The sequence below is a fragment of the Pseudomonas sp. LBUM1648 genome, assembly GCF_059716145.1.
The window spans coordinates 484731-511696 of the sequence record NZ_CP166808.1; the positions used below are offsets into that span (position 1 = coordinate 484731).

The 26966-nt window shown below is 59.8% G+C and carries 19 protein-coding genes and 2 pseudogenes; 10 read left to right on the top strand and 11 right to left on the bottom strand.

The genetic code is table 11. From position 1 onward, the window contains the following. Nucleotides 1-7: 7 nt before the first annotated feature. The 3 genes from ACA043_RS02185 to ACA043_RS02195 are packed head-to-tail and all read right to left on the bottom strand — an operon-like array spanning nucleotide 8 to nucleotide 1759. The gene (locus tag ACA043_RS02185; protein WP_201235862.1) at nucleotides 8-268 is read right to left on the bottom strand and encodes a phosphopantetheine-binding protein; all 261 of its coding nucleotides are present in this window, start codon (nucleotides 266-268) and stop codon (nucleotides 8-10) included. Beyond that, nucleotides 249-1058 (bottom strand): lysophospholipid acyltransferase family protein, encoded by an 810-nt coding sequence (locus ACA043_RS02190; protein ID WP_497658534.1) that lies wholly within the window; start codon nucleotides 1056-1058, stop codon nucleotides 249-251. The genes ACA043_RS02185 and ACA043_RS02190 overlap by 20 nt, the downstream gene beginning before the upstream one ends. Next, the gene (locus ACA043_RS02195; protein WP_401269139.1) at nucleotides 1034-1759 is read right to left on the bottom strand and encodes a beta-ketoacyl synthase chain length factor; all 726 of its coding nucleotides are present in this window, start codon (nucleotides 1757-1759) and stop codon (nucleotides 1034-1036) included. The genes ACA043_RS02190 and ACA043_RS02195 overlap by 25 nt, the downstream gene beginning before the upstream one ends. A gap of 356 nt (nucleotides 1760-2115) precedes the next feature. On the opposite strand from ACA043_RS02195, the gene ACA043_RS02200 reads away from it, so the two are divergent. After that, complete coding sequence (locus tag ACA043_RS02200) at nucleotides 2116-2886, top strand: ParA family protein (protein WP_102355587.1); 771 nt, start codon at nucleotides 2116-2118, stop codon at nucleotides 2884-2886. 51 nt (nucleotides 2887-2937) lie between these two features. Here ACA043_RS02200 and trxC read toward each other — a convergent pair whose 3' ends face one another. Next, nucleotides 2938-3372 carry a thioredoxin TrxC gene (gene trxC, locus ACA043_RS02205; RefSeq protein ID WP_187679633.1) on the bottom strand — a complete coding sequence of 145 codons (435 nt, stop codon included), beginning with the start codon at nucleotides 3370-3372 and terminating at the stop codon, nucleotides 2938-2940. Between the two features lie 195 nt (nucleotides 3373-3567). Here trxC and ACA043_RS02210 point away from each other — a divergent pair, with 195 nt between their 5' ends. Together ACA043_RS02210 and ACA043_RS02215 are read left to right on the top strand one after the other, a co-directional pair. After that, nucleotides 3568-3864, top strand: a complete 297-nt coding sequence (locus tag ACA043_RS02210) for a type II toxin-antitoxin system HigB family toxin (protein WP_489880400.1) — start codon at nucleotides 3568-3570, stop codon at nucleotides 3862-3864. After that, nucleotides 3861-4262, top strand: coding sequence for a helix-turn-helix domain-containing protein (locus ACA043_RS02215; protein ID WP_489880399.1), 402 nt, complete (start codon nucleotides 3861-3863; stop codon nucleotides 4260-4262). Before ACA043_RS02210 ends, ACA043_RS02215 begins: the two co-directional genes overlap by 4 nt. Before the next feature lie 7 nt (nucleotides 4263-4269). Here the strand turns inward: ACA043_RS02215 and selO are convergent, their stop codons facing one another. The 5 genes and pseudogenes from selO to ACA043_RS02240 form a co-directional block, all read right to left on the bottom strand. Beyond that, nucleotides 4270-5733 carry a protein adenylyltransferase SelO gene (gene selO / locus ACA043_RS02220; RefSeq protein WP_497658535.1) on the bottom strand — a complete coding sequence of 488 codons (1464 nt, stop codon included), beginning with the start codon at nucleotides 5731-5733 and terminating at the stop codon, nucleotides 4270-4272. Nucleotides 5734-5781: 48 nt separating this feature from the next. Beyond that, the gene (gene mscK, locus ACA043_RS02225) at nucleotides 5782-9135 is read right to left on the bottom strand and encodes a mechanosensitive channel MscK (RefSeq protein ID WP_187679637.1); all 3354 of its coding nucleotides are present in this window, start codon (nucleotides 9133-9135) and stop codon (nucleotides 5782-5784) included. A gap of 34 nt (nucleotides 9136-9169) precedes the next feature. Beyond that, nucleotides 9170-10912, bottom strand: a complete 1743-nt coding sequence (locus ACA043_RS02230; protein WP_187679638.1) for a potassium/proton antiporter — start codon at nucleotides 10910-10912, stop codon at nucleotides 9170-9172. A gap of 326 nt (nucleotides 10913-11238) precedes the next feature. Next, the gene (locus tag ACA043_RS02235) at nucleotides 11239-12111 is read right to left on the bottom strand and encodes a methyl-accepting chemotaxis protein (protein ID WP_371042268.1); all 873 of its coding nucleotides are present in this window, start codon (nucleotides 12109-12111) and stop codon (nucleotides 11239-11241) included. 30 nt (nucleotides 12112-12141) lie between these two features. Next, nucleotides 12142-12969, bottom strand: a pseudogene (locus ACA043_RS02240) (MCP four helix bundle domain-containing protein); the annotation flags it as partial. A gap of 171 nt (nucleotides 12970-13140) precedes the next feature. Here ACA043_RS02240 and ACA043_RS02245 point away from each other — a divergent pair. The 4 genes and pseudogenes from ACA043_RS02245 to ACA043_RS02260 all read left to right on the top strand — a co-directional run bounded on the left by ACA043_RS02245 (nucleotide 13141) and on the right by ACA043_RS02260 (nucleotide 15722). Beyond that, nucleotides 13141-13371: a hypothetical protein gene (locus ACA043_RS02245; protein WP_016987570.1), complete on the top strand. Its 231-nt coding sequence runs from the start codon at nucleotides 13141-13143 to the stop codon at nucleotides 13369-13371. Then, nucleotides 13368-13670 (top strand): cell division protein ZapA, encoded by a 303-nt coding sequence (locus tag ACA043_RS02250; RefSeq protein ID WP_016987569.1) that lies wholly within the window; start codon nucleotides 13368-13370, stop codon nucleotides 13668-13670. Before ACA043_RS02245 ends, ACA043_RS02250 begins: the two co-directional genes overlap by 4 nt. Nucleotides 13671-13814: 144 nt before the next feature. Continuing rightward, nucleotides 13815-14855, top strand: a pseudogene (locus tag ACA043_RS02255) (HAMP domain-containing protein); the annotation flags it as partial. A gap of 135 nt (nucleotides 14856-14990) precedes the next feature. After that, nucleotides 14991-15722: a methyl-accepting chemotaxis protein gene (locus ACA043_RS02260; RefSeq protein WP_404943128.1), complete on the top strand. Its 732-nt coding sequence runs from the start codon at nucleotides 14991-14993 to the stop codon at nucleotides 15720-15722. Nucleotides 15723-15849: 127 nt separating this feature from the next. Here ACA043_RS02260 and ACA043_RS02265 read toward each other — a convergent pair whose 3' ends face one another. Both ACA043_RS02265 and putA read right to left on the bottom strand, forming a co-directional pair. Next, nucleotides 15850-17652 (bottom strand): acyl-CoA dehydrogenase, encoded by a 1803-nt coding sequence (locus ACA043_RS02265; protein ID WP_497658536.1) that lies wholly within the window; start codon nucleotides 17650-17652, stop codon nucleotides 15850-15852. 215 nt (nucleotides 17653-17867) lie between these two features. Further along, nucleotides 17868-21821: a trifunctional transcriptional regulator/proline dehydrogenase/L-glutamate gamma-semialdehyde dehydrogenase gene (gene putA / locus ACA043_RS02270; protein WP_497658537.1), complete on the bottom strand. Its 3954-nt coding sequence runs from the start codon at nucleotides 21819-21821 to the stop codon at nucleotides 17868-17870. A gap of 456 nt (nucleotides 21822-22277) precedes the next feature. On the opposite strand from putA, the gene putP reads away from it, so the two are divergent. The 3 genes from putP (at nucleotide 22278) to ACA043_RS02285 (ending at nucleotide 26830) form a co-directional block, all read left to right on the top strand. Beyond that, nucleotides 22278-23762 carry a sodium/proline symporter PutP gene (gene putP / locus ACA043_RS02275; RefSeq protein WP_187679643.1) on the top strand — a complete coding sequence of 495 codons (1485 nt, stop codon included), beginning with the start codon at nucleotides 22278-22280 and terminating at the stop codon, nucleotides 23760-23762. A 358-nt stretch (nucleotides 23763-24120) separates the two neighbouring features. Then, on the top strand, nucleotides 24121-26136 hold the full coding sequence (locus ACA043_RS02280) for a type VI secretion system Vgr family protein (RefSeq protein WP_497658538.1): 2016 nt from the start codon (nucleotides 24121-24123) through the stop codon (nucleotides 26134-26136). After that, nucleotides 26126-26830, top strand: coding sequence for a DUF4123 domain-containing protein (locus tag ACA043_RS02285; protein ID WP_497658539.1), 705 nt, complete (start codon nucleotides 26126-26128; stop codon nucleotides 26828-26830). The genes ACA043_RS02280 and ACA043_RS02285 overlap by 11 nt, the downstream gene beginning before the upstream one ends. Nucleotides 26831-26966 lie beyond the last annotated feature (136 nt).

Below are 26966 nucleotides of genomic sequence, written 5' to 3' on the forward strand. Positions count from 1 at the left end.
TCCGGTCTCAAGCTGCCTGTTTTGCCGTGACGAAGGCCGCAAGGCTCGCCACGTTGGTGAAGTGGTTACGGGTGTCTTTGGCGTCGGCGTCGATCTTGATGCCGTACTTTTTCTGGATCGCCAGACCCAGTTCAAGCGCGTCGACCGAATCCAGGCCCAGGCCTTCGCCAAACAGCGTCTGGTCGTCGCCGATGTCGTCGACGCTGATGTCTTCGAGACCTAAGGCGTCGATGATCAGCAGTTTGATGTCACGGTGCAGATCGCTCATCTTCGGCGAGCTCCTTGATGAAGTAAGAGTGCAAATAATCGTTGAGCTTGCGCGAAGCCTGCGGTGCCGGGCCAAGCGCTGCGAATGTCTGTGGATCTATATCGGCTCCGACGCGAAAACTGAAATGCACGCGGCGGCTGGGGATCCGATACCAGGGCTCGGCTTTGGTCAGCGTGGTCGGGCTGACCTTGATGATCACCGGGGTAAGAATTTTCGCACCGCGCAGGGCAATCGCCGCCGCGCCCCGATGAAAGGACGGTGCCTGCCCCGGTTGAGTGCGGGTGCCTTCGGGGAAAATGATCAGGGTCTGACCGTTTTGCAGGGACTCGGCGGCGGCATCGAGCATGTCCATGCTGCCGTCATTGCTGATGTATTCGGTGCTGCGCAGCGGGCCACGGGTGAAAGGGTTTTCCCACAGGCTTTTCTTCACCACGCAATTGGCCTGACGTACCAGGCCGATCAGGAACACCACATCGATCAGCGACGGGTGATTGGCGATGATCATCTGCCCGGGACGGCCGAGACGTTCAGCGCCTTGAATGTCGTAAGTGAGCACGCCGGTGCGGGCCATGAACCGGACAAAAAACCAGAACAGTCGACTGACGGTCTGCCGCGCGCGTCGGCGGTGTTTCAGGGTATCGCCCGGCAGGCAGCCGAGCAGCGGAAACACCAGTATCCGCAGGCACAGCCCGCCCAGCCCGAATAGAGCGAAGCTTGCGGCGGTGGCCAGCAGGCGCCAGTAATAGGCGTCGCGGTGCTTTTCGGTCACGGTTTGCGTTGCCAGGTCCATACACGATTTTTCCAGGCATGTTGGCAAAGGGTTTGCTGGCCGAGCAGGGTACGCAGCAGATTCAACGCGTGTGGCCAGTGCGCCTTGGACAGTGCTTCTGAGGTGCTGTTCAGGGTCAGCCGCCAGTCGGTACCCGGGGTGAGCAAAAGGCCTACCGCGTAAGGAAACGGCACGTCGTCGATCCACCGCGAATAGGCTTCGGGCGGTTGTTCTTCGGTGATCACCAGCAATACCGCCGGAGCGCCTTCATTGAGCAGCGCCGCCGCTTCGAGCATGCCGTGTTCCAGACCGTCACCCGCGGCGGCGAGGGCAGTCATTTCGCTGGTTTCGCCGCGCATGATCGACCACAGGCCGATGATCGCGTTGTGCACCGACAGACTGAACTGGGTCGGCGACAGCGGTTCGTCCTTGGCCAGATCACTGAGAATCTCGTAAGTACGCGGAGTTTCGCCGTGTCGCGAGACAAACACCAATGGCAGGTTGTCCCGTCCGTCGGCCAACGGCCAGCCAACACTGAAGGCCATTCGCGCCAACCGACTGAGACGGCGGCGCTGCATGGCCGGCAAAAACGACACATCGGGCGCGGCATCGCTGCTCTGGAGCACGACCGGTTGTCGGCTCCAGGCCTGCCAGGCGTCCACGCTATCGAGCCCCGGGGCCCATGCGCGCCATTGGGCGATGTTGAAGTTGATCACGGACATTCATCCCGCCCCTGCGGGCATTTGTTGACGCGTTGAGTCGCCAAAGCCGCAGCAGGCTTGACGTGGCGCTAGGCACCGGGTGGCGCGCATTATCCCGGTGCGACGAGTGTGTAGCAAATGCTGGTTACATTTTGCGCAACGAAATGTACCGAATGGTTCGCTGAAAAACTGTCAATTGGCCATTATCCAGATTGGCAGAGGCTTGTCTGTCGGGCATCTCGGCAATTGATGGCGGTTTTTAGTCGGTCTGCATGCGGATATTTGCACCTGACCTTGTAGTCCACCGCTGTGAAGGTAGCGAAGCGAGGCCGCGCGCATCTACACTCGGTCATTCTTTGATACACGGAGGTTTGGTCATGCGGCGCGTGGTGTTCAATCAGAAAGGTGGCGTGGGCAAATCCAGCATTGCCTGCAATCTGGCGGCGGTCAGCGCGAGCGAGGGGTATCGCACGCTGTTAGTGGATCTCGATGCCCAGGCCAACTCCACTCAGTATCTGACCGGGCTTACCGGCGACGACATCCCGATGGGCATTGCCGACTTCTTCAAGCAGACCCTGTCTTCCGGACCTTTTTCGAAAAAGAACCAGGCCGATATTTACGAAACCCCGTTCGACAACCTGCACATCATCACCGCCACGGCCGAGCTGGCCGACCTGCAGCCCAAGCTTGAGGCCAAGCACAAGATCAACAAGCTGCGTAAGTTGCTAGATGAGCTATCGGAAGATTACGACCGGATCTACCTCGATACGCCTCCAGCGCTGAATTTCTACGCGGTATCGGCGTTGATTGCGGCTGATCGTGTACTGATTCCCTTCGATTGCGACAGTTTCTCGCGCCAAGCCTTGTATGGCCTGCTGGCGGAAATCGAAGAATTGAAGGAAGACCACAACGAAGGGCTGGAAGTCGAAGGCATCGTGGTGAACCAGTTCCAGGCCCGGGCAAGCCTGCCGCAGCAGATTCTCGATGAGTTGATCGCCGAAGGTCTGCCGGTGTTGCCGGTGTATCTGACCAGTTCAGTGCGGATGCGCGAGTCGCATCAGGCCAATACGCCGCTGATCCACCTGGACCCACGGCACAAACTGACCCAGCAATTTGTCGAACTGCACAATCTGCTCGAAGATGCCTGAGAACCAATGTGGGAGCTAGCAGGCTAGCTCCCACAGGGGATGCGCGGGGTATCAGATCCCCTGGCTACGCAGCCAGCTCATCAACTGCGGCAACGGAAACGCGCCACTCTGCCGTGCCACTTCCCGGCCGTTCTTGAACAGAATCAAACTCGGAATCGAGCGAATCCCCAACTGCGCCGACAACTGCTGATTGGCTTCGCTATCGAGCTTGGCCAACCGGCACTTGCCCGCCAATTGTGCCGCCGCCTGCTCAAACACCGGTGCAAACGACTTGCACGGCCCGCACCAGTCCGCCCACACGTCCACCAATAGCGGCAGATCGCCCTTGATCTGGCTGGCGTAATCGCCTTGCTTGAGTTCGAACGGTTTGCTTGACAGAACCGCAGATTTGCAGCGCCCGCACTTCGGCTGGTCGGCGAGGCGCTCGGCGGGGATGCGGTTGAGTCCGTTGCAGGATGGGCAGGGGATTAGCAGTGGGTTGGTCATAAGCGAGATCCAAGGGAGAGCTGATAACAGCTAGTTGGAGACGTTTGCTCATATTTTCAATCGTGCACCTCTTCGCGTTATGCCTAGGCTGAGGACGAAGCAGGCGAGTCCGTTGGTCTGCCTTCCAGTATCGCAACTTGCGATATTTCTGGTTTGTGATTAACTCCCCATAGCAGAATGCGATAAGGATGTTGCATGCATGTGTTTAGTGAAAAACCCATTCGGGAGGCCAAAGAACAATGGCCTCAGGCAGCAAGTGCTCTGGCGCAGTGGTTTCGTCTGGCAAGCAGGAGTTATCCAAAGGATTTCTCGGCGATGAAGTCGATATTTCCCGCGGCCGACAAGGTTGGTGAATTCCATGTTTTCGATATCGGTGGCAACAAACTCAGGTTGATAGCTTTTGTCAGTTATCGATCTCAGCGGCTCTACATAAAGTACGTAATGGATCACCGCGAATATGATCGCGGCAAGTGGAAGGAGGGAAGGGCATGAGTGTTTTGATCAAAACGGTTGCCGAGCATTGGGAGTTTGTTTCTCCGTTGGTTCGAAAACCAAAGAACGAGGACGATTACGACTCCTTGGTGCAAGCTGTCGACGAGTTACTCGAGATTACGGGCGATGATGCATCACATCCGTTGATGAGCCTGGTCGATATCATCGGTGACTGGATCGAAGAATGGGATCACACCCATCACCCCATGGCCCAAGCGAGTGGCGAAGAGGTTCTCGGTTACATGATGCGCGAACACGGCCTGACCCAGAGCGACCTGCCGGGTGTCGGTACGCAATCTGTCGTTTCGGAAATTCTGAGTGGCAAGCGCAAGCTCAACCTACGCCAGATTCGTTGGTTGGCAGAGCGCTTCAATGTGCCGATCGATGTGTTTACCTGATTTTGGTTCAGGAAGAACAACTGATTTCCAGATGCTTGCCCCACTCCGGCGGCCGCTCGGCGTAGCTCTCCATCCCCGGCTGTTCCTCGAAGGGTTTGCTCAACACCGCATGCAGCCGGCGCACCTCTGAGTAATCCCCTTGTTCGGCGGCATCGATCGCTTTCTGCGCCAGATAATTACGCAGGATGTACAGCGGATTCACCGCGTGCATCCGCGCGCGGCGCTGTTCCTGATCGAGCGCGCCATCGCGCGTAACACGGGCGACGTAACGTTCGCCCCAGGCATCGAAGCCTTTGATATCGACGAAGTCGTCACGCAATTGAGCAACGGCCAGTTCTGCGGATTGATCACCGAGCCGGCGGAAGAACAGCGTGTAATCAACGCCGCTGTTCTGCATCAGTTGCAGCAGGTTTTCCAGCAGCAATTGATCGTCATCTTCAGCCGTGGTGAAACCGAAGCGGCGGCGCATCAGGTCGAGGTAATGCGCCTGAAACAGCGGCAAATACAGACCCAGCGTTTCGCGCAACGCTTCGACGCTGATGAACGGCGTCAACGCTTGGGCAAGTGCGCTGAGGTTCCATTGGCCGATGGGTACCTGATTGCTGAACGAGTAGCGGCCCTGATCATCGGAGTGGTTGCAGATGAAGTTGGCGTCGAAGTCGTCAAGGAAGGCGAATGGGCCGAAGTCGAAGGTGATGCCCAGGATCGACATGTTGTCGGTGTTCATAACGCCGTGGCAGAAGCCGTAGGCCTGCCATTTGGCGATCAGTTCGGCGTTGCGTTCGACGATCTCGCGGAACATCGCCAGATACGGCTCAGGCTGTTCCAGGCATTCCGGGAAGTGCATCGCCAGCACGTGTTCGCCGAGCTGCTTCTGCTGCTCGGGACGCTTGGTGTAGTAGAAATATTCGAAGTGGCCGAAGCGGATATGGCTCGGCGCCAGACGCAGCACCATCGCCGCGCGTTCCTGCTTTTCGCGCCAGACCGGGGTGTCGGAGCCGATCACACAGGCTGCGCGTGAGGACGGAATGTTCAGCGCATTCAGGGCTTCGGAAGCCAGGAATTCACGTATCGACGAACGCAGCACCGCGCGGCCATCGCCCATACGCGAAAAGGGTGTTTGCCCGGCGCCCTTGAGGTGCAGATCCCAGTGTTCGCCGGCTTCGTTGTAGACCTCGCCCAACAGCAAACCGCGACCATCGCCCAGTTGCGGGGTGTAGCCGCCGAACTGATGCCCGGAATAGACCATCGCCCGTGGCTCGGCATCGGCCCACAGTTTGTGGCCGCCGAACAATTCAGCAAATTCCAGGGTTTCAGCGGTCGCCGGCTCTAGGTCGAGTAAGGCCATGGCCGCAGGGCTCGACACCACCAGACGCGGGTTGTCGATCGGCTCTGGCAGCACGTGGGCGGAGAACGCGTCGCCCAGGCGGGCGAAGCGATTGTCGAAGGTCAGTTCGTCGAGGGCTTTCAAGGGCCGGCTCCAGCAGAATGTCCGAGCATTCTGCTGGGATTAGACCGGTTAGTCGAGTTTGGCCGGCGGCGGCTCTTGCAGCGGTTTCTGCTCGTCGGGCACCGCGACGATGGTTTTGGTTTCCGGCTCGATTGGCACCATCTTGTATTCCTGGCCGTGCAGGTTCTTCAGATAAACCTCCATCTGCCGGAACGAGATGTTGATTTGCTGTTTCTTGAACTCACGGTTGATGAAGCGGTTGACCTCGTCGAGCACCGGGTTACGGTCACCGAGGTCACGCACGTGCATGCGCAGTTCGTGGTCGAGGGTGCTTTCGCCGAAGTTGAGGAAGTACACGTGCGGCTCGGGTTCCTTGAGCACGCGCGGGTTTTCCCGGGCAGCCTTGAGCAGCAGTTCCTTGACCAGATCCAGATCCGAACCGTAGTCGACACCCAGTTTCAGCGTCACTCGAGTGATGGTGTCGGTCAGCGACCAGTTGATCAGTTGCCCGGTGATGAACGTCTTGTTCGGGACAATGATGTCCTTGCGGTCGAAGTCGGTGATGGTCGTGGCACGAATACGGATCTTGCTCACCGTGCCCGACAGGTTGCCGATGGTGATGGTGTCACCGATCCGCACCGGACGTTCGAACAGGATCATGATGCCGGAGATGAAGTTCGCAAAAATCTCCTGCATGCCGAAACCGAGGCCGACCGACAGCGCCGCCACCAGCCATTGCAACTTGTCCCAACTCACGCCGAGGGTCGACAGGGTCGAGACAAAACCGACGCCGGCGATCACATACGACAGCAGCGTCGTCGTCGCGTAGGCACTGCCTTGGGCCAGATTGAGTTTCGACAGCACGAACACTTCAAGCAGGCCCGGCAAGTTGCGCGCCAGAGCGAAGGTGATGCCGATGATGATCAGCGCACCCAGCATGTCGCCGATACTGATCGGCACCATGCTCATGTTGGCGCCGGTGCCGCTGGTGTATTCGTAGAGGGTGATGTTGTCGAGGTACGAGAACACCGAAATCAGGTCCGACCAGACCCAGTACAGCGCCGCGATAAAGCCGCCGAGCAGGGCCAGACGAATCAGGCGTAGAGACTGCTCGTTGACCTTTTCGATATCCAGGGTCGGCTCTTCGATCACCGCTTCGCCGTCGCCGGCCTCTTTCGCCGCTTGGCGTTTGGCCAAGGCGCGCTGATAGGCGAGACGTCGCGCCGCGACACTCAGACCACGGACGAAAGTGGCTTCGATCACCAACCAGAACATCAGCAAATAGAGGGTATTGATCAAGCGGTCGCTGAGTTTCAGCGCGGTGTAGTAGTAGCCGAAGCACACCGCGACGAACAGGGCGATTGGCAGCAGGGTGAACATCACCCCGACAGCCTTGCGGAACAGCGAGGCGTTTTCGTGGGCCGGGCTGCTGATCAGCAAGCGACTGAGCAACCACGCCATCAACGCGTAGCAGGTCAGCACCACCGGCATGCCAAGCACATCGTCGGCGAGCGCCGCCGGTTGCAACTCGGCGACGGCCACCACGGCGACCAGCGCCATGACCACCAGCCCGAGTCGGCGTACCCAGCCTTGAAGGAATTCGACCTGGGGTTTTTCCCAGCGGAAATGCAACTCAGCCACGCCGCCCGGCGCGAGAATCCGGTAGGCGGTGTAGAACACCAGCCACGCCTGGCCCATTTGCAGCAGCGCCGCGCCCATGTTGGCGTTCTGGCCGCGGGCGTCGATCTGCAAGGCCAGACCGCACAGGCCCAGACCGAGCGCCACCGGCATCGCCAACAGAATGTTGATCAGAATCGCCTGCGGGGTGTGCCACTGACTGTCGCGTTTGAAATGGCCAATGTCCTGGTGAACCTTGTTCAGCCGACCGTAGAGACTTTTGCGCCGCCACAGCAGTGCGCCGATCAGCAACGCCAGCGGCAGGAACAGCAAGGGGCGCTGGGTCAGGCCGTCGGTCAGTTCGCTCAGGCTGGATGCCCATGGCAGCGTGTCGACCTGACGTTTCAGCCGCTCCGGCACGCCACGCATCCACTCCAGGTCCAGCGGCTTGTTGCTGGGAATCCAGAACATTTGCTCATCGAGGGTCGCGCGCAGGCTCTGGGCCGTGCTCAGCAGTTGCTTCTGGTTGAGTTGCAGAGTGATCGATTCATTGAGCATCGCACTCAGTTCGCGGTTCAGACGCTCCAGCAGGTCGACGCGAGTGTTGGCCAGATCCAGCAGGCTTTTGCGCAACTGCGGGGTGACGAGCTCTGGCGACTGGGTGGCCAGCAGATTGTCGACATAGGCCGCCGGATTGCTCAGCAGTTCACGCTGCTGGCTGACATCAAACTGATACAGGCGAATGTCGGCGATTTGGTCGGCCAGATCACGGTCTACCTTGAGCCGTGGCAAGGCCTGCTTCTGTTTGTAGAGAATCTTCGACAGCAACAGGCTGCCCTTGAGCACGTTGATCTGCTCGTCGAGGGCCGAATCGCTCTGGGTCAGGGCGTCGAGTTGCTGTTTGGTTTGCAGGTTTTGCTGGGTGACTTCGTTGAGGCGGTCGGTGCTTTTGAGCAGGTAGTCCGAGAGCTTGAGGTTGGCTGCGCTTTCTGTGGCAAGCAGGCTGCTGCTGCCGGCCTTTTGCGCCTCGATTGACTGTTGCGTGACGGTTTCCTGAGATTGCGCCAGACGCTTCTGGTTGATCAGGGTTTGCAGTTCCTGAATCTCGCGGTCGAGGCGGTCGGATTTCTCCGAGAGCAAGTCATGTTGAGCGTTGCCCAGGTCTTGCAACTGGCTGTTACCGGCCAGTTCCTGACGGCGCAGCGGGATCAGCGCATTCAGTGCCGCCAGCTCGGCGTTCAACTGGTCGCGTTGCTCGTTGCTGACAGTCTTTCCGGCGTCTTTGCCGGACTTGAGGATGTTGTTTATCTGCTGGATGCGCGTCTGGCTGGCGGAAATTTCTGCCTGGGCGCGTTCGGGGCGGGTCTGGGCTGTGATGATCAGGCTGTTGGCGTCGGCCAAGGCCTTTTGCAGATCACTTTGCTGAGTCGATCGGTCGGTGAGGATCTGCTCCAGCTGCGGGATCGACTCCTTGGGAAAACGCTGTGCGACCGGCACCACCGCAGTGGCCTTGAGGCGCGTCAGTTCGCGGGCATTCTCGATCGTCTGCTTCGGCGCCGTGGCCAACTGCTGCTTGAGGTCGATCAGCTTCTGTGCGTAATCACGCTGATTGTTCAGCTGATTGAGCGTGCTCTGCAGGACGGACTGCAGGGACTTTTTATCGGCCTCCGGCAGTTTGCTGTCGGCGAGCTTGTCCAGACTGGCCTGCACGGCTTCGCTGGACGGTGGTTCGGCGGCATAAAGTGGGCCGACAGTAAGACTCAGGCCCAGCAGGGCCGCGGCGAAAAAGGAGCGCAGGTTAGGCATAGAGACCGGTCAAGCAAGTGATAGTGGACGCAGTTTAGAGGAAGAGCCCGGGACCCGGGCGACTTCCTTCGGGGAATCTGACGCCCACTTTGCCAATCTTGTTCCCGTCCATGACCGCGACGGTCCAGTGGGTGTTGTTCCACTCCACCTGGTCACCGACGATAGGAGCACCGCCGACTTTATGGGCAATGAAGGTGCCGAGGGTCATGTCTGGGTCGATGCCTTCGGCCGGCAAGCCATAAAGCGCTGCAACGGCTTTAAGCTGGGCGTCTCCTTCGAGCACGAAATCACCGAAGAAGCGCAGATCGAGGCCGCGTTGTGGCGCCTGGCTGAACAGTTTTCCGAGGGCTGGCAAGTTGTGTTCGTGGCCGATAACACACAGCAAATCATCGACTTCCAGCACCGTACTACCCGACGGGTGGAGCAGTTGCTGGCCACGAAACAGCGCGGCAATACGTGTTCCCTCGGGCATTTTCAGCTCACGCAGGGGCGAACCGATGCACCATTTCTCGGCACCGAGCTTATAAACGAACAGCTCCCACTCGCTGGTGACGTGCACTTCCAGTGCGGATCGGGAAATCGGTGCGGGCTCGGGCGGTACCGTCACCTTCAGCAGTTTGGCCACCCACGGCAGGCTCGTGCCCTGCACCAACAGCGACACCAGCACGATAAAGAACGCGAGGTTGAAGTACAGCTGCGCATTCGGCAGCCCGGCCATCAGCGGGAACACCGCGAGAATGATCGGTACCGCGCCGCGCAAGCCGACCCAGGAAATAAAGGCTTTTTCGCGGCCATGGAACGCCTTGAACGGCAGCAGGCCAACCACCACCGACAGCGGCCGCGCGAACAGAATCATCCACAGCGCCAGACCGAGGGCGGGCAGGGCGATGGGCAGCAAATCATGCGGGGTAACCAGCAAGCCCAGCACGAGGAACATGCCGATCTGCGCCAGCCACGCCATGCCGTCGAGCATATGCAGAATGCCGTGGCGACTGCGCACCGGACGGTTACCGATCACCAGGCCGCACAGGTAAACCGCGAGGAAACCACTGCCATGCAAGGCGTTGGTCAGGGCGAACACCACCAGACCGCCGGCGATCATCAGAATCGGATACAGGCCAGCGGCGAGGTTGATCCGGTTGACCAGTTGCAGCATCAGCCAGCCACCGCCCAGACCGATCACGCCACCGATGCCGAACTCGCGGATCAGGTGCGTCAGCAGGCTCCAGTGCAACCCGGTCTGGCCGCTGGCGAGCATATCGATCAGGGTCACGGTGAGAAAAACCGCCATCGGATCGTTGCTGCCGGATTCGATTTCCAGGGTGGCGGTCACCCGTTCGTTCAGACCTTTGCCGCCGAGCAGCGAAAACACCGCTGCGGCGTCGGTCGAGCCGACGATGGCGCCGATCAGGAGGCCCTGAATCATGTTCAAATCGAACAGCCACGCAGCCGCCATGCCGGTCAGCCCGGTGGTGATCAACACCCCGACCGTGGCCAGCGACAGCGCCGGCCATAACGCCACGCGAAAACTTGAAACCCGCGTGCGCAAGCCGCCGTCGAGGAGAATCACTGCCAGTGCGAGGTTGCCGACCAGATAGGCCGTGGGGTAGTTATCGAAAATGATCCCGCCGCCATCGACCCCGGCCGCCATGCCGACCGCGAGAATGATGACCAGAATCGGAATGCCGAGACGGGAAGAAAGAGAGCTGACAAGAATGCTTGCGCCTACCAGCAACGCGCCGATCAAGAACAGGCTGTTGATGGTCGTCGCATTCAAAGGCAGTACTCCACAAGCGTAAAGACGGGCACAAACTGACCATGCAGTCTGCGTGCCAGCGATTCTAACCTGTTGAAATGTGATGCTGTCAAAAAGCTTTTTCAGTGTGGCATCAGGTTTTGTGTTCGGCGGGCTATTGCTGCCCTCACCCTAGCCCTCTCCCGGGGGGAGAGGGGACTGATCGAGGTGTTTGTGCGTGGTACGCCGACCTGAAAGCCCTAGTCGAACTCAGACTTTGAAAAGTATGAAGAACTGCTCCCTTTCCCCTCGCCCCCTTGGGGGAGAGGGCTGGGGTGAGGGGGGAGCTTTTGATCCTGCTTTTGATCTTAGAGGCTGAACCGCCCAACCATATTGTTCAGGTCCAGCGCCAGGCGCGACAGCTCATTGCTCGCCGCACTGGTCTGATTCGCCCCGGTCGCCGATTGCACCGACAGATCACGGATGTTCACCAGGTTGCGATCCACTTCCCGCGCCACTTGCGCCTGTTCTTCGGCGGCGCTGGCGATCACCAGGTTGCGCTCGTTGATCTCGACGATGGCGGTGTTGATGGTGTCCAGCGACATCCCGGCACCACGGGCAATGTTCAGCGTCGACTCGGCGCGCTCGGTGCTGTTACGCATCGAATCCACAGCGTGTTCGGTGCCACTCTGAATGCTGCCGATCATGCGTTCGATTTCGCTGGTCGACTGCTGGGTGCGATGGGCCAGGGCACGAACTTCATCAGCCACCACCGCAAAACCACGACCGGCCTCACCGGCGCGCGCCGCTTCAATCGCTGCGTTCAGGGCCAGCAGGTTGGTCTGGTCAGCCAGGCCACGGATCACGTCCAGCACTTTGCCGATGTCGCGGGATTCATTGGCTAGATCACCGATCAGGCTCGCCGTGCTCTGCACGTCGGCGCTCATGCGTTCGATGGCGCTGACGGTTTCCTGCACCAGATCACGGCCGTCACCGGCAGAGGTGGTGGCGTTCTTCGAGGCTTCCGAGGTGCTGACCGCATTGCGCGCGACTTCTTCTACCGCACTGGTCATCTCGTTGACGGCGGTAGCAGCCTGTTCGATTTCGTTGTTCTGCTGAGTCAGGCCGCGAGCGCTTTCGTCGGTGACACTGTTCAGCTCTTCAGCGGCCGAGGCCAACTGCGTGGCCGAACCGGAAATCCGCTGCAAGGTGTCGCGCAGTTTCGATTGCATCTTGGCCATGGCCGCCAGCAGACGCCCGGCTTCGTCGGAGCCGTCGACATGGATCGGCTGGGTCAGGTTGCCTTCGGCGATGGTTTCCGCTGCGTCCAGTGCCTTGGAGATCGGCTTGGTGATGCTGACGGTCAGCAGCCAGGCGAACAGGACAGTCAGGCCGGTGGCGATGGCCAGCAAAGTGACGACCAGATTAAATGCCGAGGAATATTGATCGGCCGCTTGCTGATTGGTCTGGCTGATTTGCTCGCCGTTAATCTGCATCAGGCGGTTGAGCACGCCGTTCATCGCTTCGGAGTTATTCAGCAATTCGGTGTTGAGCAGGTTGCGCAACTCATCCACCTGATTGTTGCGCGACAGGGTCTTCATCCGGTCTTCGATCTGGCGGTACTGACCCAGCAACTGCACGTATTGGTCGTAGGCCGAACGCTCGTCCGGGCTTCCGATCAGCGGCTCGTAATCAGACTGGGCTTTGCGGATCTGCTGATTGCGCATGTCCAGCAGTTCCATGGTTTTCTGCTGCACGTCCGGCTCGCGGTTGACCAGCAAGCGGTATGACAGCACGCGCAGGCGCAGGGTCAACTGAGTGAATTCGTCGAGGTTCTTGATGCTCGGCACGCTGCTCGACGAGATGTCCTCGGCGGCGTCGCGGATTTTGCTCATTTGATTCAAGGCGAACACGCCGAGAATCAGCATCAGGCCGCCGATCAGGGCAAAACCGGTGAACGCCCGGGGGGCGATATTCATATTACGAAGGGACATGTGCGGATACCGAGGAGGGCCGCATCCATGCGGGCTGAGACTGCTGTTGAGTGACTTATCGGTCAGGCGGATGAACTCTTTAGTCCATGTGCGTATTTGTCGCATCCGGGTTTGAGCGACGAAGTGCAGGAACCAGATCGGCAGATCACAGTCTTTTAAACTCGCGAGAACGGTCTCCCGCCAGGAAAATCAAGGCTTTGCACCGGTTTAACCCTGGCATCCGTGGTGACTTTTCTTTATCGTACGCGCCCTTTGAAAAACGCTTGGAAGATCAAAATGTTGGAAGCATCCCTCAGCCAATTGGAACAGCTCGTCAGCGACCTGGTGCAACAGAACCAGAGCCTTGCGCAAACCAACCAGACCTTGTCTACGGAACTGGCCCAGGCCAAGGATGAGAACGAAAGCCTGCAACTGAACCTGATGGAACAGGAAGAAAAGCACGGCGCCACCGCCGCACGCATTCAAGCCCTGGTTGATCGCGTCAACGCAGGTCCTGTCAGCGCATGAACCACCACACAGCAGGGGTAAAAGTCGTCTCCATTCTCGGGGAGGACTATTCGATCAAGGCACCGGCCGGGGAAGAACAGACCCTGCTGGACGCGGCAATGATGCTCAAGGCCGCGCTGGATGACACCAAACGCAAATACCCGACGCTGATCGGCGACCGCCTGCTGGTGCTGGCGGCGATGAATCTGTGCTCGCAGCAGATTGAAATGAAGAAGCAGCATCAGGAAGAACTCGACCGTTACCAAGAGCAAGTCAGCGCCACGGTCGATACCATCGCCAAGACCATCAATCAGGGTTGATGGGGTTGCGCACAACCAAAGAATAGATTGTCGATTGGGTTGTATACAATCGGCACGGCTGTTGCATTGCTTCCGCCTCTTATTCTTTGGGGGTGCTCCATGCAGTTGTGGCGACGCAGTATTCAATGGCAGCTGATTCTCAGCATGGGCACCGCCCTGCTGGTCAGCATCCTGATCGTGGTTGGCATTTATACCCTGGTGGTCAACCGCCTCGCCCAGAGCTATCTGGTCGAACAAGCGCTGCCGTCGAGCATCGAAGCGACGCGCAACGACATCGAACGCATCCTCGTCCAACCCCTGACCGCCGCGAAAGATATCGCCAGCAACTCCATGGTTCGCGACTGGTTGGCAGCGGGTGAAGACAGCAGCAAAACGGCGGCCTTCGCGCAGTATCTGGAAGGCATCCGCGCCGAACACAAAGCATTTACGGCGTTGATCATCGGCACCGAATCCAATCACTACATCACCGAAAAAGGCCTGGATCGCACCCTGAGTCGGGCCAAGCCGGCCGATGCCTGGTTTTATTCTTTCCTCGACAGCAATCAGCCGCGCACCCTCAATATCGACAACGATGGCGCCACCGGCGAATTGGCGCTGTTCATCGATTTGAAGGTCGAGCAGGCCGGCAAAGTGGTCGGTGTCGCAGGGCTGGGGCTGAGCATGAAAGAGCTGTCGGAGCTGATCCACAACTTCAGCTTTGGCGAGCGCGGCAAGGTCTATCTCGTGCGTTCCGACGGTTTGATTCAGGTGCATCCTGAGGCGCAGTTCAGTGGCAAACGCACCCTGAGCGAGCAGATTGGCGCTTCGGCGGCGCAATCGGTCCTCGGTCAGCTCTCTACCTCAAAGGCAGCTGCCGTGACCAGCAGCTTCCAGCGCGATGGCGAAGACTTCCTCGCCTTCAGCCTGCCGTTGCGCGACCTGGGCTGGACGCTGGTGGCCGAAGTGCCACAGGCGCAGATCTATGCCGAAGCGCGCAAGGCGATGTGGATGAGCGGCGGCATTGGTCTGGCGGTGGCGCTGGTATGCCTGGCGCTGGTGGTCTGGCTGGCCCAAGGGCTGGTGCGGCCGATTCGTCAGGTAACAGCGGCACTGGTAGCAATCGGTAGCGGTGGGGGAGATTTGACCCACCGGTTAGATTCCAGCCGTGCCGATGAGCTGGGCGATCTGGCCCGTGGCTTCAATCGCTTCCTCGACAGTCAGCGCGGGATGATCGGCGAAGTGCTGACCACCAGCGAGCGTCTGCGCACGGCCGTCAGCCAAGTGGCGAAAGTGGTGGAAAACACCGCCGAGCGTTCCGGCCGCCAACAGGAAATGACCGACATGGTTGCCACCGCCGTCCACGAAATGGGCCTGACCGTGCAGGAAATCGCCCAGAACGCCGGCAACGCAGCGCTCGCCTCGCAAACCGCTCGGGATGAAGCGATGCAGGCGCGGGAAGTGGTGGGTGGTTCGATCCGGCATATAGAAAGCATGTCCGACGAAATCGGCGTGGCGGCCGGCGCGGTGGGGGAACTGGCCAATCAAGTGGCGTCCATCGATTCGGTGTTGGCGGTGATTCGTGGGGTTTCTGAACAGACCAATCTGTTGGCGCTGAACGCCGCCATCGAAGCGGCGCGTGCCGGCGACATGGGGCGTGGTTTTGCGGTGGTGGCGGACGAAGTGCGGACATTGGCGCGACGGACTCAGGCGTCTACCGATGAGATTCAGCAGATGATCGGCAGCCTCAAGCAAGGTGCGGAAAACGCCGTATCGTCGATGCGCACCGGTCAGGCTGCAACGGGCACGGGGGTTGAATCTAGCCAGCGCACCGGCGCGTCGTTGACCGCGATTACCGGGCAGGTCGAGCGCATCAGTGACATGAACCATCAGGTGGCAACGGCGACGGAAGAGCAGTCGGCCGTGACCGAGGAGATCAACCGAAACGTGCAGGGGATTTCCGATCTGGCCCGGGCGACGGCGGGTGAGGTTCGGGCGTGTCGCGAGGATTGTCAGATGTTGCAGCGGTTGGCGGATGATCTGGCGCGGCAGATGGGTGGGTTCAAACTGTCCTGAAAGGTATGTTGTTTGAACTGACGCCTTCGCGAGCAGGCTCGCTCCCACATTGGGCTGTGAACAACACAAAACCCTGTGGGAGCGAGCCTGCTCGCGAATGGATTTCAGCCGCTTAATAAAACCCGGATCAGAACCACTCATCCCGCATGTTGAGGCACGTATCATCCCGCGCCTCCAGCAATGCCAGTTCATGGTGACAACCCGGCACTTCCCACGTCAGGAAATACCGCGCCGCCTGCAACTTGCCCTTATAGAAGTCAGCATCCGCCGCATTTCCTTTGGCCAAGCCTTCCTCGGCGCGAATCGCCTGTTCCAGCCAGCGCCAGCCAATCACCGTGTGCCCGAACACTTTCAGGTACAGCGCCGAATTCGCCAGGCTGCTGTTGACTTTGCCTTGCGCCAGATCGGTGAGCAAACCGAGGGTCACGACTTGCAGGCGTGCCACCAGTTTCTCCAGCGGCTCGCGCAATGCAGTCAGCGATTCGTACGCCGTAGCGCGTTCGGCGGAGTCGGCAATCAGGCGAACCAATTGCTTGAGCCCGGCACCGCCGTTCTGCGCCAGTTTGCGCCCGAGCAAGTCCAGCGACTGAATGCCGTGGGTGCCTTCGTGGATCGGGTTCAAGCGGTTGTCGCGGTAATACTGCTCCACCGGATATTCGCGGGTGTAACCGTGGCCGCCGAGGATCTGGATCGCCAGTTCGTTGGCCTTCAGGCAAAACTCCGATGGCCAGGATTTGACGATCGGCGTCAGTAAGTCCAACAGCTCATGGGCCTGCTTACGCTCGGCTTCGGTCTCAAGCGTCGTGGTGTCATCGAACAACCGCGCGGCGTACAGGCCGAGGTCAAACGCCCCTTCGACGTAGGACTTTTGCGTCAGCAGCATGCGTCTGACATCGGCGTGCTGAATGATCGCCACCGGCGCGGTGCTTGGGTCCTTGCTGTCCGGCACCCGGCCTTGCGGACGTTCGCGGGCGTACTCCAGCGAATACAGGTAACCGGCGTAACCGAGCATCACCGCGCCCATGCCGACGCCGATCCGTGCCTCGTTCATCATCTGGAACATGTAGCTCAAGCCATGGTGCGGCTTGCCCACCAGATAGCCGACACACTGACCGTTATCGCCGAAGTTCAGCGCGGTTGACGTCGTGCCGCGCCAGCCCATCTTGTGGAACAGCCCGGCCAGCAGCACATCGTTGCGCTCGCCGAGGCTGCCGTCATCGTTGACCAGAAACTTCGGCACGATAAACAGCGAAATGCCTTTCACCCCCGGCGGAGCGTCCGGCAGCTTGGCCAGGACCATGTGCACGATGTTTTCCGAGAGCGGGTGGTCGCCGCCGGAAATAAAGATTTTGTTGCCCTTGAGGCGATAAGTGCCGTCGGACGCAGGCTCGGCGCGGGTACGAATATCCGACAGCGATGAGCCGGCGTGCGGCTCGGTCAGGGCCATGGTGCCGAAGAAACGCCCGTCGATCATCGGTTGCAGGAAGCGCTGTTTTTGCTCGTCAGTGCCGAAACTCTCGATCAGGTTGGCCGCACCCATGGTCAGGAACGGGTACGAAGTCGAAGCGGCGTTGGCCGACTGGAAATGCGCGAAGCAGGCTTGCGACAGCAGTGTAGGAAGTTGCATGCCGCCGGCGTCGAAACTTCGCGCGGCGTTGAGGAAGCCAGCCTCAAGGAAGGCATCCACCGCCGGCTTCACCTCGGGAATCAGAATCGCCTTGCCGTCCTCGTAGCGCGGCTCGTTCTCGTCGCCCTTGCGGTTGTGCGGCGCGAAATACTTCTCGGCGATGCTGCGCGCGGTGCCGATGGCAGCGTCGAAGGTCTCGCGGTTGTGTTCGGCAAAGCGCTCACGCCGGGTCAGGCCCTCGGCATCAAGGACTTCATACAGCTCGAAAGCCAGATTGCGGGAACTGAGCAGCGTCTCGGACATGGCGGCCTACCTGAAATTGGGGTTGGGCCGAGTCTAGGCTTGCTTATGAAGTGTGAACAGGATGATTGATGGGCGTGATACAGAGGCAAAAGATCGCAGCCTTCGGCAGCTCCTACATGGGACGGTGTAGGAGCTGCCGAAGGCTGCGATCTTTTGATCTTCTTTAGGGGATTTGATGTCAGGCGACCATTGCGGTCGCCTGGATTTGCAGCGGTTTAACCGATGGTCATCAAGCTCGCATTACCACCCGCCGCAGCGGTGTTAACACTCAACGCCCGCTCGATCACCAGACGCTCCAGGGCAATGTTGGTCTCGCCCTGGGACAAGCCCTGAACGCCAACAATTGCGCCGGCACGCTTGGCGATCTGCTGGCAGACCCCGCGCAACTGGTCGGAATGGCCGTGATGCAGAACCGCATCAAACACCACTTCGTCCTTGTTCCAGTCGGAAGTCAGCTTGATCCGCGACTGAATGTCCTTCGGCAGGCGTGCGAACAATGCCTTGCTGATGTCGGACTCCGGCCATACCGCCGAACCGCCTACGGCCAATACCGCCGCCAGTTGTGTCAGCAGATCGCCTTCGACGTCCGCCAGGCACAGCACGTGCTCGCGCGGCAGAATCGCATAGCTGTTCTTCTCACCGGTCGGGCCGGCCAGCACACGAGTGATGCCGCTCTGCGATTGTGCGGCGTACTGCACACACAGGGTGCTCAGGTCGGCAAACTTGTTGCTGTCGGCCCAGGCTTTCAGGGCGTTCAGCGGCTTGCTCATGGCGTCGCGCAGGCGAACGTCCGGTGCCACGGCAGCATCACCGCGAGCGAAGGATTGTTCGATAGCGTCGGTAGGACGAGTCGACAGCAAACGGTACAGATACAGCGGACCACCGGCCTTCGGACCCGTACCCGACAGGCCTTCGCCGCCGAACGGCTGCACGCCGACCACGGCACCGACGATGTTGCGGTTGACGTAGACGTTACCGGCGTTGACGTTGTCGATCACCTTGGCGATGGTCTCGTCGATACGGGTATGCACGCCGAGGGTCAGACCGTAACCGGACGCATTGATCTGACCGATCAACTGATCGATCTCTTTGCGCTTGTAGCGCACCACGTGCAGCACCGGGCCGAAGATTTCGCGTTGCAGTTCGTCGAAGCTTTCCAGTTCGATCAGGGTCGGCATGACGAAGGTGCCGCGTTTGACTTCTTCGCTGTCGGCAATGGCCACCTGGTACACGTTGCGACCTTTATCGCGCATGCCCTGGATGTGCTTGTCGATGCCAGCCTTGGCTTCGGCGTCGATCACCGGGCCAATGTCCACGGACAGACGCTCAGGGTTGCCGAGACGGCTTTCAGCCATCGCACCTTTGAGCATTTCGATGACGCGATCCGCGGAATCTTCCTGCAAGCACAGCACGCGCAGTGCCGAGCAACGCTGACCGGCGCTGTCGAACGCCGAGGACACTACGTCGATCACGACTTGTTCGGTGAGGGCCGACGAGTCGACGATCATCGCGTTCTGGCCACCGGTTTCGGCGATCAGCGGAATCGGACGGCCCTGGTTGTCGAGGCGACCGGCGATGTTGCGTTGCAGCAAGCGAGCGACTTCGGTGGAGCCGGTGAACATCACGCCTTTGACGCGCTCATCACCCACCAGACCGGCGCCGACGGTTTCACCGCGACCCGGCAGCAATTGCAGCACGCCTTCCGGAATCCCGGCTTCGAGCAGCAAACGCACGGCTTGTGCAGCGACCAGCGGAGTCTGTTCGGCCGGTTTGGCCAATACCGGGTTCCCGGCAGCCAGTGCCGCTGCTACTTGACCGCTGAAAATCGCCAGCGGGAAGTTCCACGGGCTGATGCACACCACCGGACCCAGTGGGCGGTGGGCGTCGTTGCTGAAATCGTTGCGCGCCTGCACTGCGTAATAACGCAGGAAGTCGACGGCTTCGCGGACTTCAGCGATGGCGTTGGCGAAGGTTTTGCCGGCTTCACGGGCCAGCAGGCCCATCAGCGGCTGGATCTCGCCTTCCATCAAATCAGCGGCACGCTCCAGAATCGCGGCGCGTTCGGCCGGCGGGGTGGCCTGCCAGATCGGCGCAGCATTCAGGGCGCATTGAATGGCGTTGTCGACGTCTTCGACAGTGGCTTCTTGAACGTGGCCGACCACATCGCGGTGATCTGCCGGGTTCAGCACCGGTGCCGGGGCTTCACTGCTGGAAGCGCAACCGAGCATCGGCGCGGCTTTCCAGTTGTTGTGCGCGGTGGCGAGCAACGCGCAAGACAAGGACGCCAGACGATGTTCGTTGGCCATGTCGATACCGCTGGAGTTGGCGCGCTCGGAGCCATACAGGTCACGCGGCAGCGGGATACGCGGGTGCGGCAGGCCGAAACCACCTTCCACGGTCGCCATCTGCTCGATCTGAGCAACCGGATCGGCCACCAGCTCTTGAATCGAAATCGACTGGTCGGCGATGCGGTTGACGAACGAAGTGTTGGCGCCGTTTTCCAGCAGGCGACGAACCAGATAGGCCAGCAGGGTTTCGTGCGTACCGACCGGAGCGTACACGCGGCACGGACGGTTCAGCTTGCCTTCGGAAACTTTGCCTACAACCTGCTCGTAAAGCGGTTCGCCCATGCCGTGCAGGCACTGGAATTCGTACTGGCCCGGGTAATAGTTCTGACCGGCGATGTGGTAAATGGCCGACAGGGTGTGGGCGTTGTGCGTGGCGAACTGCGGGTAGATGACTTCCGGCACCGACAGCAGTTTGCGTGCGCAAGCGATGTAGGAAACGTCGGTGTACACCTTGCGGGTGTAGACCGGATAGCCTTCCAGACCTTCGACCTGGGCGCGCTTGATTTCGCTGTCCCAGTACGCGCCTTTCACCAGGCGGATCATCAGACGATGACGGCTGCGGCGTGCCAGATCGATCACGTAGTCGATCACGTACGGGCAACGCTTCTGGTAAGCCTGAATCACGAAACCGATGCCGTTCCAGCCCGTCAGTTGCGGCTCAAAGCACAGGCGCTCGAGCAGATCCAGCGACAGCTCCAGGCGATCGGCTTCTTCGGCGTCGATGTTCAGGCCGATGTCGTATTGCTTGGCCAGCAGGGTCAGCGACAACAGGCGCGGGTACAGCTCGTCCATCACACGCTCGTACTGCGCACGGCTGTAACGCGGGTGCAGTGCCGACAGCTTGATGGAAATGCCCGGGCCTTCATAAATCCCACGACCGTGGGAGGCTTTGCCGATCGAGTGGATGGCTTGTTCGTACGAGGCGAGGTACTTCTGCGCGTCGTGTTCGGTCAGTGCCGCTTCGCCGAGCATGTCGTAGGAGTAGCGGAAGCCCTTGGCTTCGAACTTGCTCGCGTTGGCCAGTGCTTCAGCGATGGTTTCGCCGGTGACGAACTGCTCGCCCATCAGGCGCATGGCCATGTCGACGCCCTTGCGGATCATCGGCTCGCCGCTCTTGCCGATGATGCGGCTCAGCGACGAGGTCAGGCCAGCTTCATTGTGAGTCGACACCAGTTTGCCGGTCAGCAGCAGACCCCAGGTGGCGGCGTTGACGAACAGCGAAGGGCTGTTGCCCAAATGCGGATGCCAGTTGCCGGTGCTGATCTTGTCGCGGATCAGCGCATCGCGAGTGCCTTTGTCCGGGATACGCAGCAGCGCTTCGGCCAGGCACATCAGCGCCACGCCTTCCTGGGACGACAGGGAGAATTCCTGCAGCAGACCCTGAACAATGCCTGCACGACCGCCGGCACTTTTCTGGTTACGCAGTTTTTCTGCGATAGAGGCGGCGAGTTTGTTGGTGGCTTCGGCCATCGGTGCCGGCAGGCGAGCCTGCTCGATCAGCATCGGCACGACTTCCGGCTCAGGGCGACGGTACGCAGCGGTGATCGACGCGCGCAGTACCGACTGCGGCAGGATGCTTTCGGCGAATTCGAGGAAGCATTGGTGAGCGTGATCGTTGTGGACTTCGCCCGCGTCGTCGGCGTCCTTGGCGGACAAGCCGTTCAGCTCGGTCAGGGTTGCACCACCCTCGAGTTTTTCCAGGTAATTGAAAATTGCCTGCTTGATCAGCCAGTGCGGTGTGCGATCAATCGAGGTCGCGGCAGCTTTAAGGCGCTCGCGGGTCGGGTCATCGAGTTTGACCCCAAGGGTGGTGGTAGCCATATTTTTATCCTCATGGTTGCCACAGTTGCGTGGCATCAGCTGGCCGCAAGATTAGCCGTGCGCTGAAAGAGGTGCAACCGGGTGCAACCCTTTTTTTGTCGGAATAATAAGCAGCTCGTCAGGAATTATTTTCTGGTACGAAAGTGCTGCTCTTACTAGGTGCATTTGCTTCTGAGAAACGGGCGCGACTGCGCTAAAAGGGAGCAAGAACGACGCTTTCAGGAGGAAATCCGACTAGGTGCAACTTATTCGCTCGAAACTGGTTGCACCTTATTTGATTTGTTGCATAGCATTCGCGCCCAAGGTGCAACCGGGAAATCCGGTGTACCGGCTGGTGGCTTTCCTGGGGAAACATCAGTCCTAAATGCGCGGGATCCGGAATCGTCTGCCAAACATCCTCGTTTGTGCGCGATTCACCACCGCTGCTACATAAAAACAAAGCCAGGGCGTAACTCAATGAGCGTAAGCAATCCAACACTGATCACGTTCGTGATCTACATCGCAGCAATGGTGCTGATCGGCCTCATGGCCTATCGCTCCACCAACAACCTTTCTGACTATATTCTTGGCGGCCGTAGCTTGGGCAGCGTCGTGACGGCTTTGTCTGCCGGTGCTTCCGACATGAGCGGCTGGTTGCTGATGGGCCTGCCGGGCGCCATCTACATGTCCGGTCTGTCCGAAAGCTGGATCGCCATCGGCCTGATCGTCGGTGCCTACCTGAACTGGCTGTTTGTCGCCGGCCGTCTGCGTGTGCAGACCGAGCACAACGGTGATGCACTGACTCTGCCAGACTACTTCGCCAGCCGTTTCGAAGATAAAAGCGGCCTGCTGCGGATCATCTCGGCGATCGTGATTCTGGTGTTCTTCACCATCTACTGCGCTTCCGGCATCGTCGCTGGCGCTCGCTTGTTCGAAAGCACCTTCGGCATGTCCTACGAGACGGCATTGTGGGCCGGTGCTGCAGCGACCATTGCCTACACCTTCGTGGGCGGTTTCCTCGCGGTGAGCTGGACTGACACCGTACAAGCCACGCTGATGATCTTTGCGCTGATCCTGACGCCGATCATCGTCCTGCTGGCTACCGGCGGCGTCGACACCACGTTCCTGGCGATCGAAGCCAACGACCCAAGCAACTTCGACATGCTCAAGGGCACCACCTTCATCGGCATCATCTCGCTGCTGGGCTGGGGTCTGGGCTACTTCGGTCAGCCGCACATCCTTGCGCGTTTCATGGCCGCTGACTCGGTGAAGTCGATTGCCAACGCCCGTCGCATCTCCATGACCTGGATGATCCTGTGCCTGGGCGGCACTGTAGCCGTGGGCTTCTTCGGTATCGCTTACTTCTCGGCACACCCGGAAGTTGCCGGTCCCGTGACCGAGAACCACGAGCGCGTGTTTATCGAGCTGGCCAAACTGCTGTTCAACCCATGGATTGCTGGCGTGCTGCTGTCGGCCATTCTGGCTGCCGTCATGAGCACCCTGAGCTGCCAGTTGCTGGTGTGCTCGAGCGCCCTGACCGAAGACTTTTACAAGACCTTCCTGCGTAAATCCGCTTCGCAGACCGAACTGGTCTGGGTCGGCCGCGCCATGGTGTTGCTGGTTGCACTGATCGCCATCGCAATGGCTGCCAACCCGGATAACCGTGTACTGGGTCTGGTGTCTTACGCCTGGGCCGGTTTCGGTGCTGCGTTCGGCCCGGTTGTGCTGATCTCGGTAATCTGGAAAGGCATGACCCGCGACGGCGCACTGGCCGGTATCCTGGTCGGCGCGATCACCGTGGTGGCGTGGAAGCACTGGGAAGTGATGGGTCTGTACGAAATCATCCCGGGCTTCATCTTCGCCAGTTTGGCCATCTTCATCGTCAGCAAGATGGGCGAGCCATCCAAAGGCATGGTGCAGCGCTTCGAAGCGGCGGAAAAAGATTTCCACCTGAACAAGTGATGCATTGGGCTTAGGCTCACAAACAAACGGCCCGTCTCCTACAAGGAGGCGGGCCGTTTTTTTGTGCCTGTGATATTTATCTGACTCACCGCAGATCACCCTGTGGGAGCGAGCCTGCTCGCGAATGCAATTGATCATTCAATAAATTCGGCGACTGACACGCCGCCTTCGCGAGCAGGCTCGCTCCCACAGTTGGGCGATGTTGTTTTTTAGGGCTTGTGTCTGTAGTCGGATGCGCCGATTTTCGGAGGACTATTCGACAGTAAAAGTAGGGCAAATCTGATTTTCCCGTCACCCGCTCAACACCCCTCGCCCCTCATGCAGAATCGCCCGCCCTCATTCTGCAGAGAGACATCGGATGTTCGCGCCTGCCAATCAACCGCGTTTCACGTTGACCCTCGAAGGCGCCCAGCATGACCTCAAAGTCCTTGAGTTCACGGGCAAGGAAGCCATCAGCCAACCCTTTCGTTTCGAGCTGGAACTGGTCAGCGAACGGCCGGATCTGGATCTCGAAAGCCTGCTGCACTGTCAGGCGTTTCTGAGTTTTGATGCTGACGGTTCCGGTGTTCACGGTCAGATTTATCAGGTCGGGCAGGGCGACTCCGGGAAACGTCTGACGCGCTATCACGTCAGCCTTGTCCCGCGTCTGACGTACCTCGGACACCGGATCAATCAGCGGATATTCCAGCACCAAAGCGTGCCGCAGATCGTGGCGCAGATCCTCAAGGATCACGCGATCCTGCGCGACGCCTTCGAATTCCGCCTCGGCAGCGACTACCCGGAGCGTGAGTATTGCGTGCAGTACGCCGAGAGCGATCTGGCGTTTATCCAGCGCCTGTGTGCCGAAGTCGGCATTCACTACCACTTTCAGCACAGCCCCGACGGACATCTGTTGGTGTTTGGCGACGATCAAACCGTGTTCCCGCGATTGGCCGAGCCAACGCTTTATCTGCCTGGTAGCGGCATGTCGGCCGGGGCGCCGGCAATCAAGCGCTTCAATGTGCGCGTGGAAACCCGCACCAGCGTGGTCACCCGGCGCGACTACAACTTTGAGAAGCCGCGCCTGCAACTGGAAAGCCGCATCGATGGCGAGCTGCGCCCGGTGCTGGAGGACTACCACTTTCCCGGCCAATTCAATGATCGTGACACCGGCAAACACCTGGCCCAACGAGCGCTTGAAAGGCATGTCGCCGATTACCGTCAGGCCGAGGGCATCAGCGACGAATCCGCGCTGGTTTGCGGACATTTCCTGCAACTGACCGAGCATCCGCGTAACGACTGGAACGATCTCTGGTTACTGACGGCCATCGAACACCGTGGTCGACAGCCGCAAGTGCTGGAAGAGTCGGTGACCAGCGATGGGGAAGCATTCCAGGGTTACCGTAATACCTTTCTCGCGACACCGTGGGACGCGTTCTTCCGGCCAGCCCTGGGGCCGGAAAAGCCGCGCATGCTCGGCTATCAGCCCGCAGTTGTCACCGGGCCGCAGGACAGCGAAATCCACTGCGACGAGTTTGGCCGGGTCAAGGTGCAACTGGCCTGGGATCGCGACGGCGAACTCAACGAGCATTCCAGTTGCTGGCTGCGCGTCGCCACCGGTTGGGCGCATGACCGTTACGGCAGCGTGCTGATCCCGAGGGTCGGCATGGAAGTGCTGGTCGGTTTCATCGATGCCGATGCCGACAAGCCGCTGGTCATGGGCTGTTTGCCCAATGCCGCCACCCCGGTGCCGCTGGATCTCCCCGCCGACAAGACCCGCAGTATCTTCCGCAGCCAGAGCAGCCCCGGTGGCGGGGGTTACAACGAACTGCGCATCGAGGACAAAAAAGGCGCCGAGGAAATCTACCTGCGCGCCCAACGCAACTGGACCCAGCATGTGCTGCACGATCAACAGGTGCAGGTCGATAACCAGCGCAGCATCGTCGTCACGGGCATGGCCAAGCATGAATTGAAGGCTGATGAACAACGCATCACCCACGGCCAGCGCCAGACCGAAGTCAAGCAGGACGATCATCTGACGGTGGCGGGCGATCGGCATATCCGCGTGAGCAACCAGGCGACCAGCGCCAGTGCGCAATTCCACGTCAGCGCCGGCCAGCAAGTGGTGATCGATGGCGGCGCCAGCGCGACGATTCAGGCCGGCGGGCAATGGATCAACATCGGCCCCGGCGGGATTTTCAGCAGCGTACCGATTGTTGTGGGTGGCGCGCCGATGGCGGCGATGAGTGCCGCGCCGAGTGTGCCGGGGTTGCCGGATACATTGGCGGCAGCGCCGGCGGCGATGCTGACGGCCGCGCAAATCATGAGTTTCAAAGGTGATGCGCCATTCTGCGAAGAATGTGAGCGTTGCAAGGACGGTGTCTGTGCAGCCTGACTTTGTTGAGCCCCGCGCATGGCTGGCGCGTCAGCCGTTGAAGCCGTCGGAGCAGTTGTTCGCGATCTTCAGTAACGCCAGCGATGCCAAACCGCCCCTGATGACGTCGAATCCGATCTGGGCGGACACGATTTACGCCGAGTGGGACGTGGTGATGCCCTATGTGGGAATTGTCGCGGCGGACAGTGAGTTTCTGGATTGGGTGGCGGCTACCGAGTCCCGTGACTGGGGCTGGTTGGCGGTGTCTTCGGCGAGCCTGGAAGTGGTGGTCGAGCACTTTCGCAGCCTGACGCAGGTGCTGATGCCGGACGGGAAAGCGGTGTTTTTCCGGTTTTGGGATGGGCGGTTTTTGCTGCCGATTTTGCAGTCCGATGCGGTGGAAGCGGCGCAGCTTTTGCCAGTAATTTCACGCGGACTGATCAATGGTCAGGCCTTGGAAATCGGCGGACGGTCGCAGGTTTCGGGGCGGGTGTTTCCTTGGTGGGCGGTGCCTGATTCGGTGTTGGCTTCGGCGGGGGATGACGTCCGAGTCGGTAACGTTGTGCAGTGGCTGAGCGAGGAGCATCCGGCATTGTTCGAGGCGTTTCCCGAGGCGGTTTTGCGCTGCAAGATCGGGCAGTTTTTTCAGCGTTCAACGTCGGAAGAATCGTCGCAATCGGCGTTGTTGGCGTATTTGCTGGCAGAGTTGGAGTGACATTTCCGGGCGAAGGCCTCGGACGTTTCCTTCGAGTTGCGGCGGTTTTCATGAACTGGTGGGCGAAGGGTTGCAGGGATAGTCTTTTCGTTGTCACTGCGAGAGTGGTGGCAGGGTGTAGGAACCCTCGCTTTCA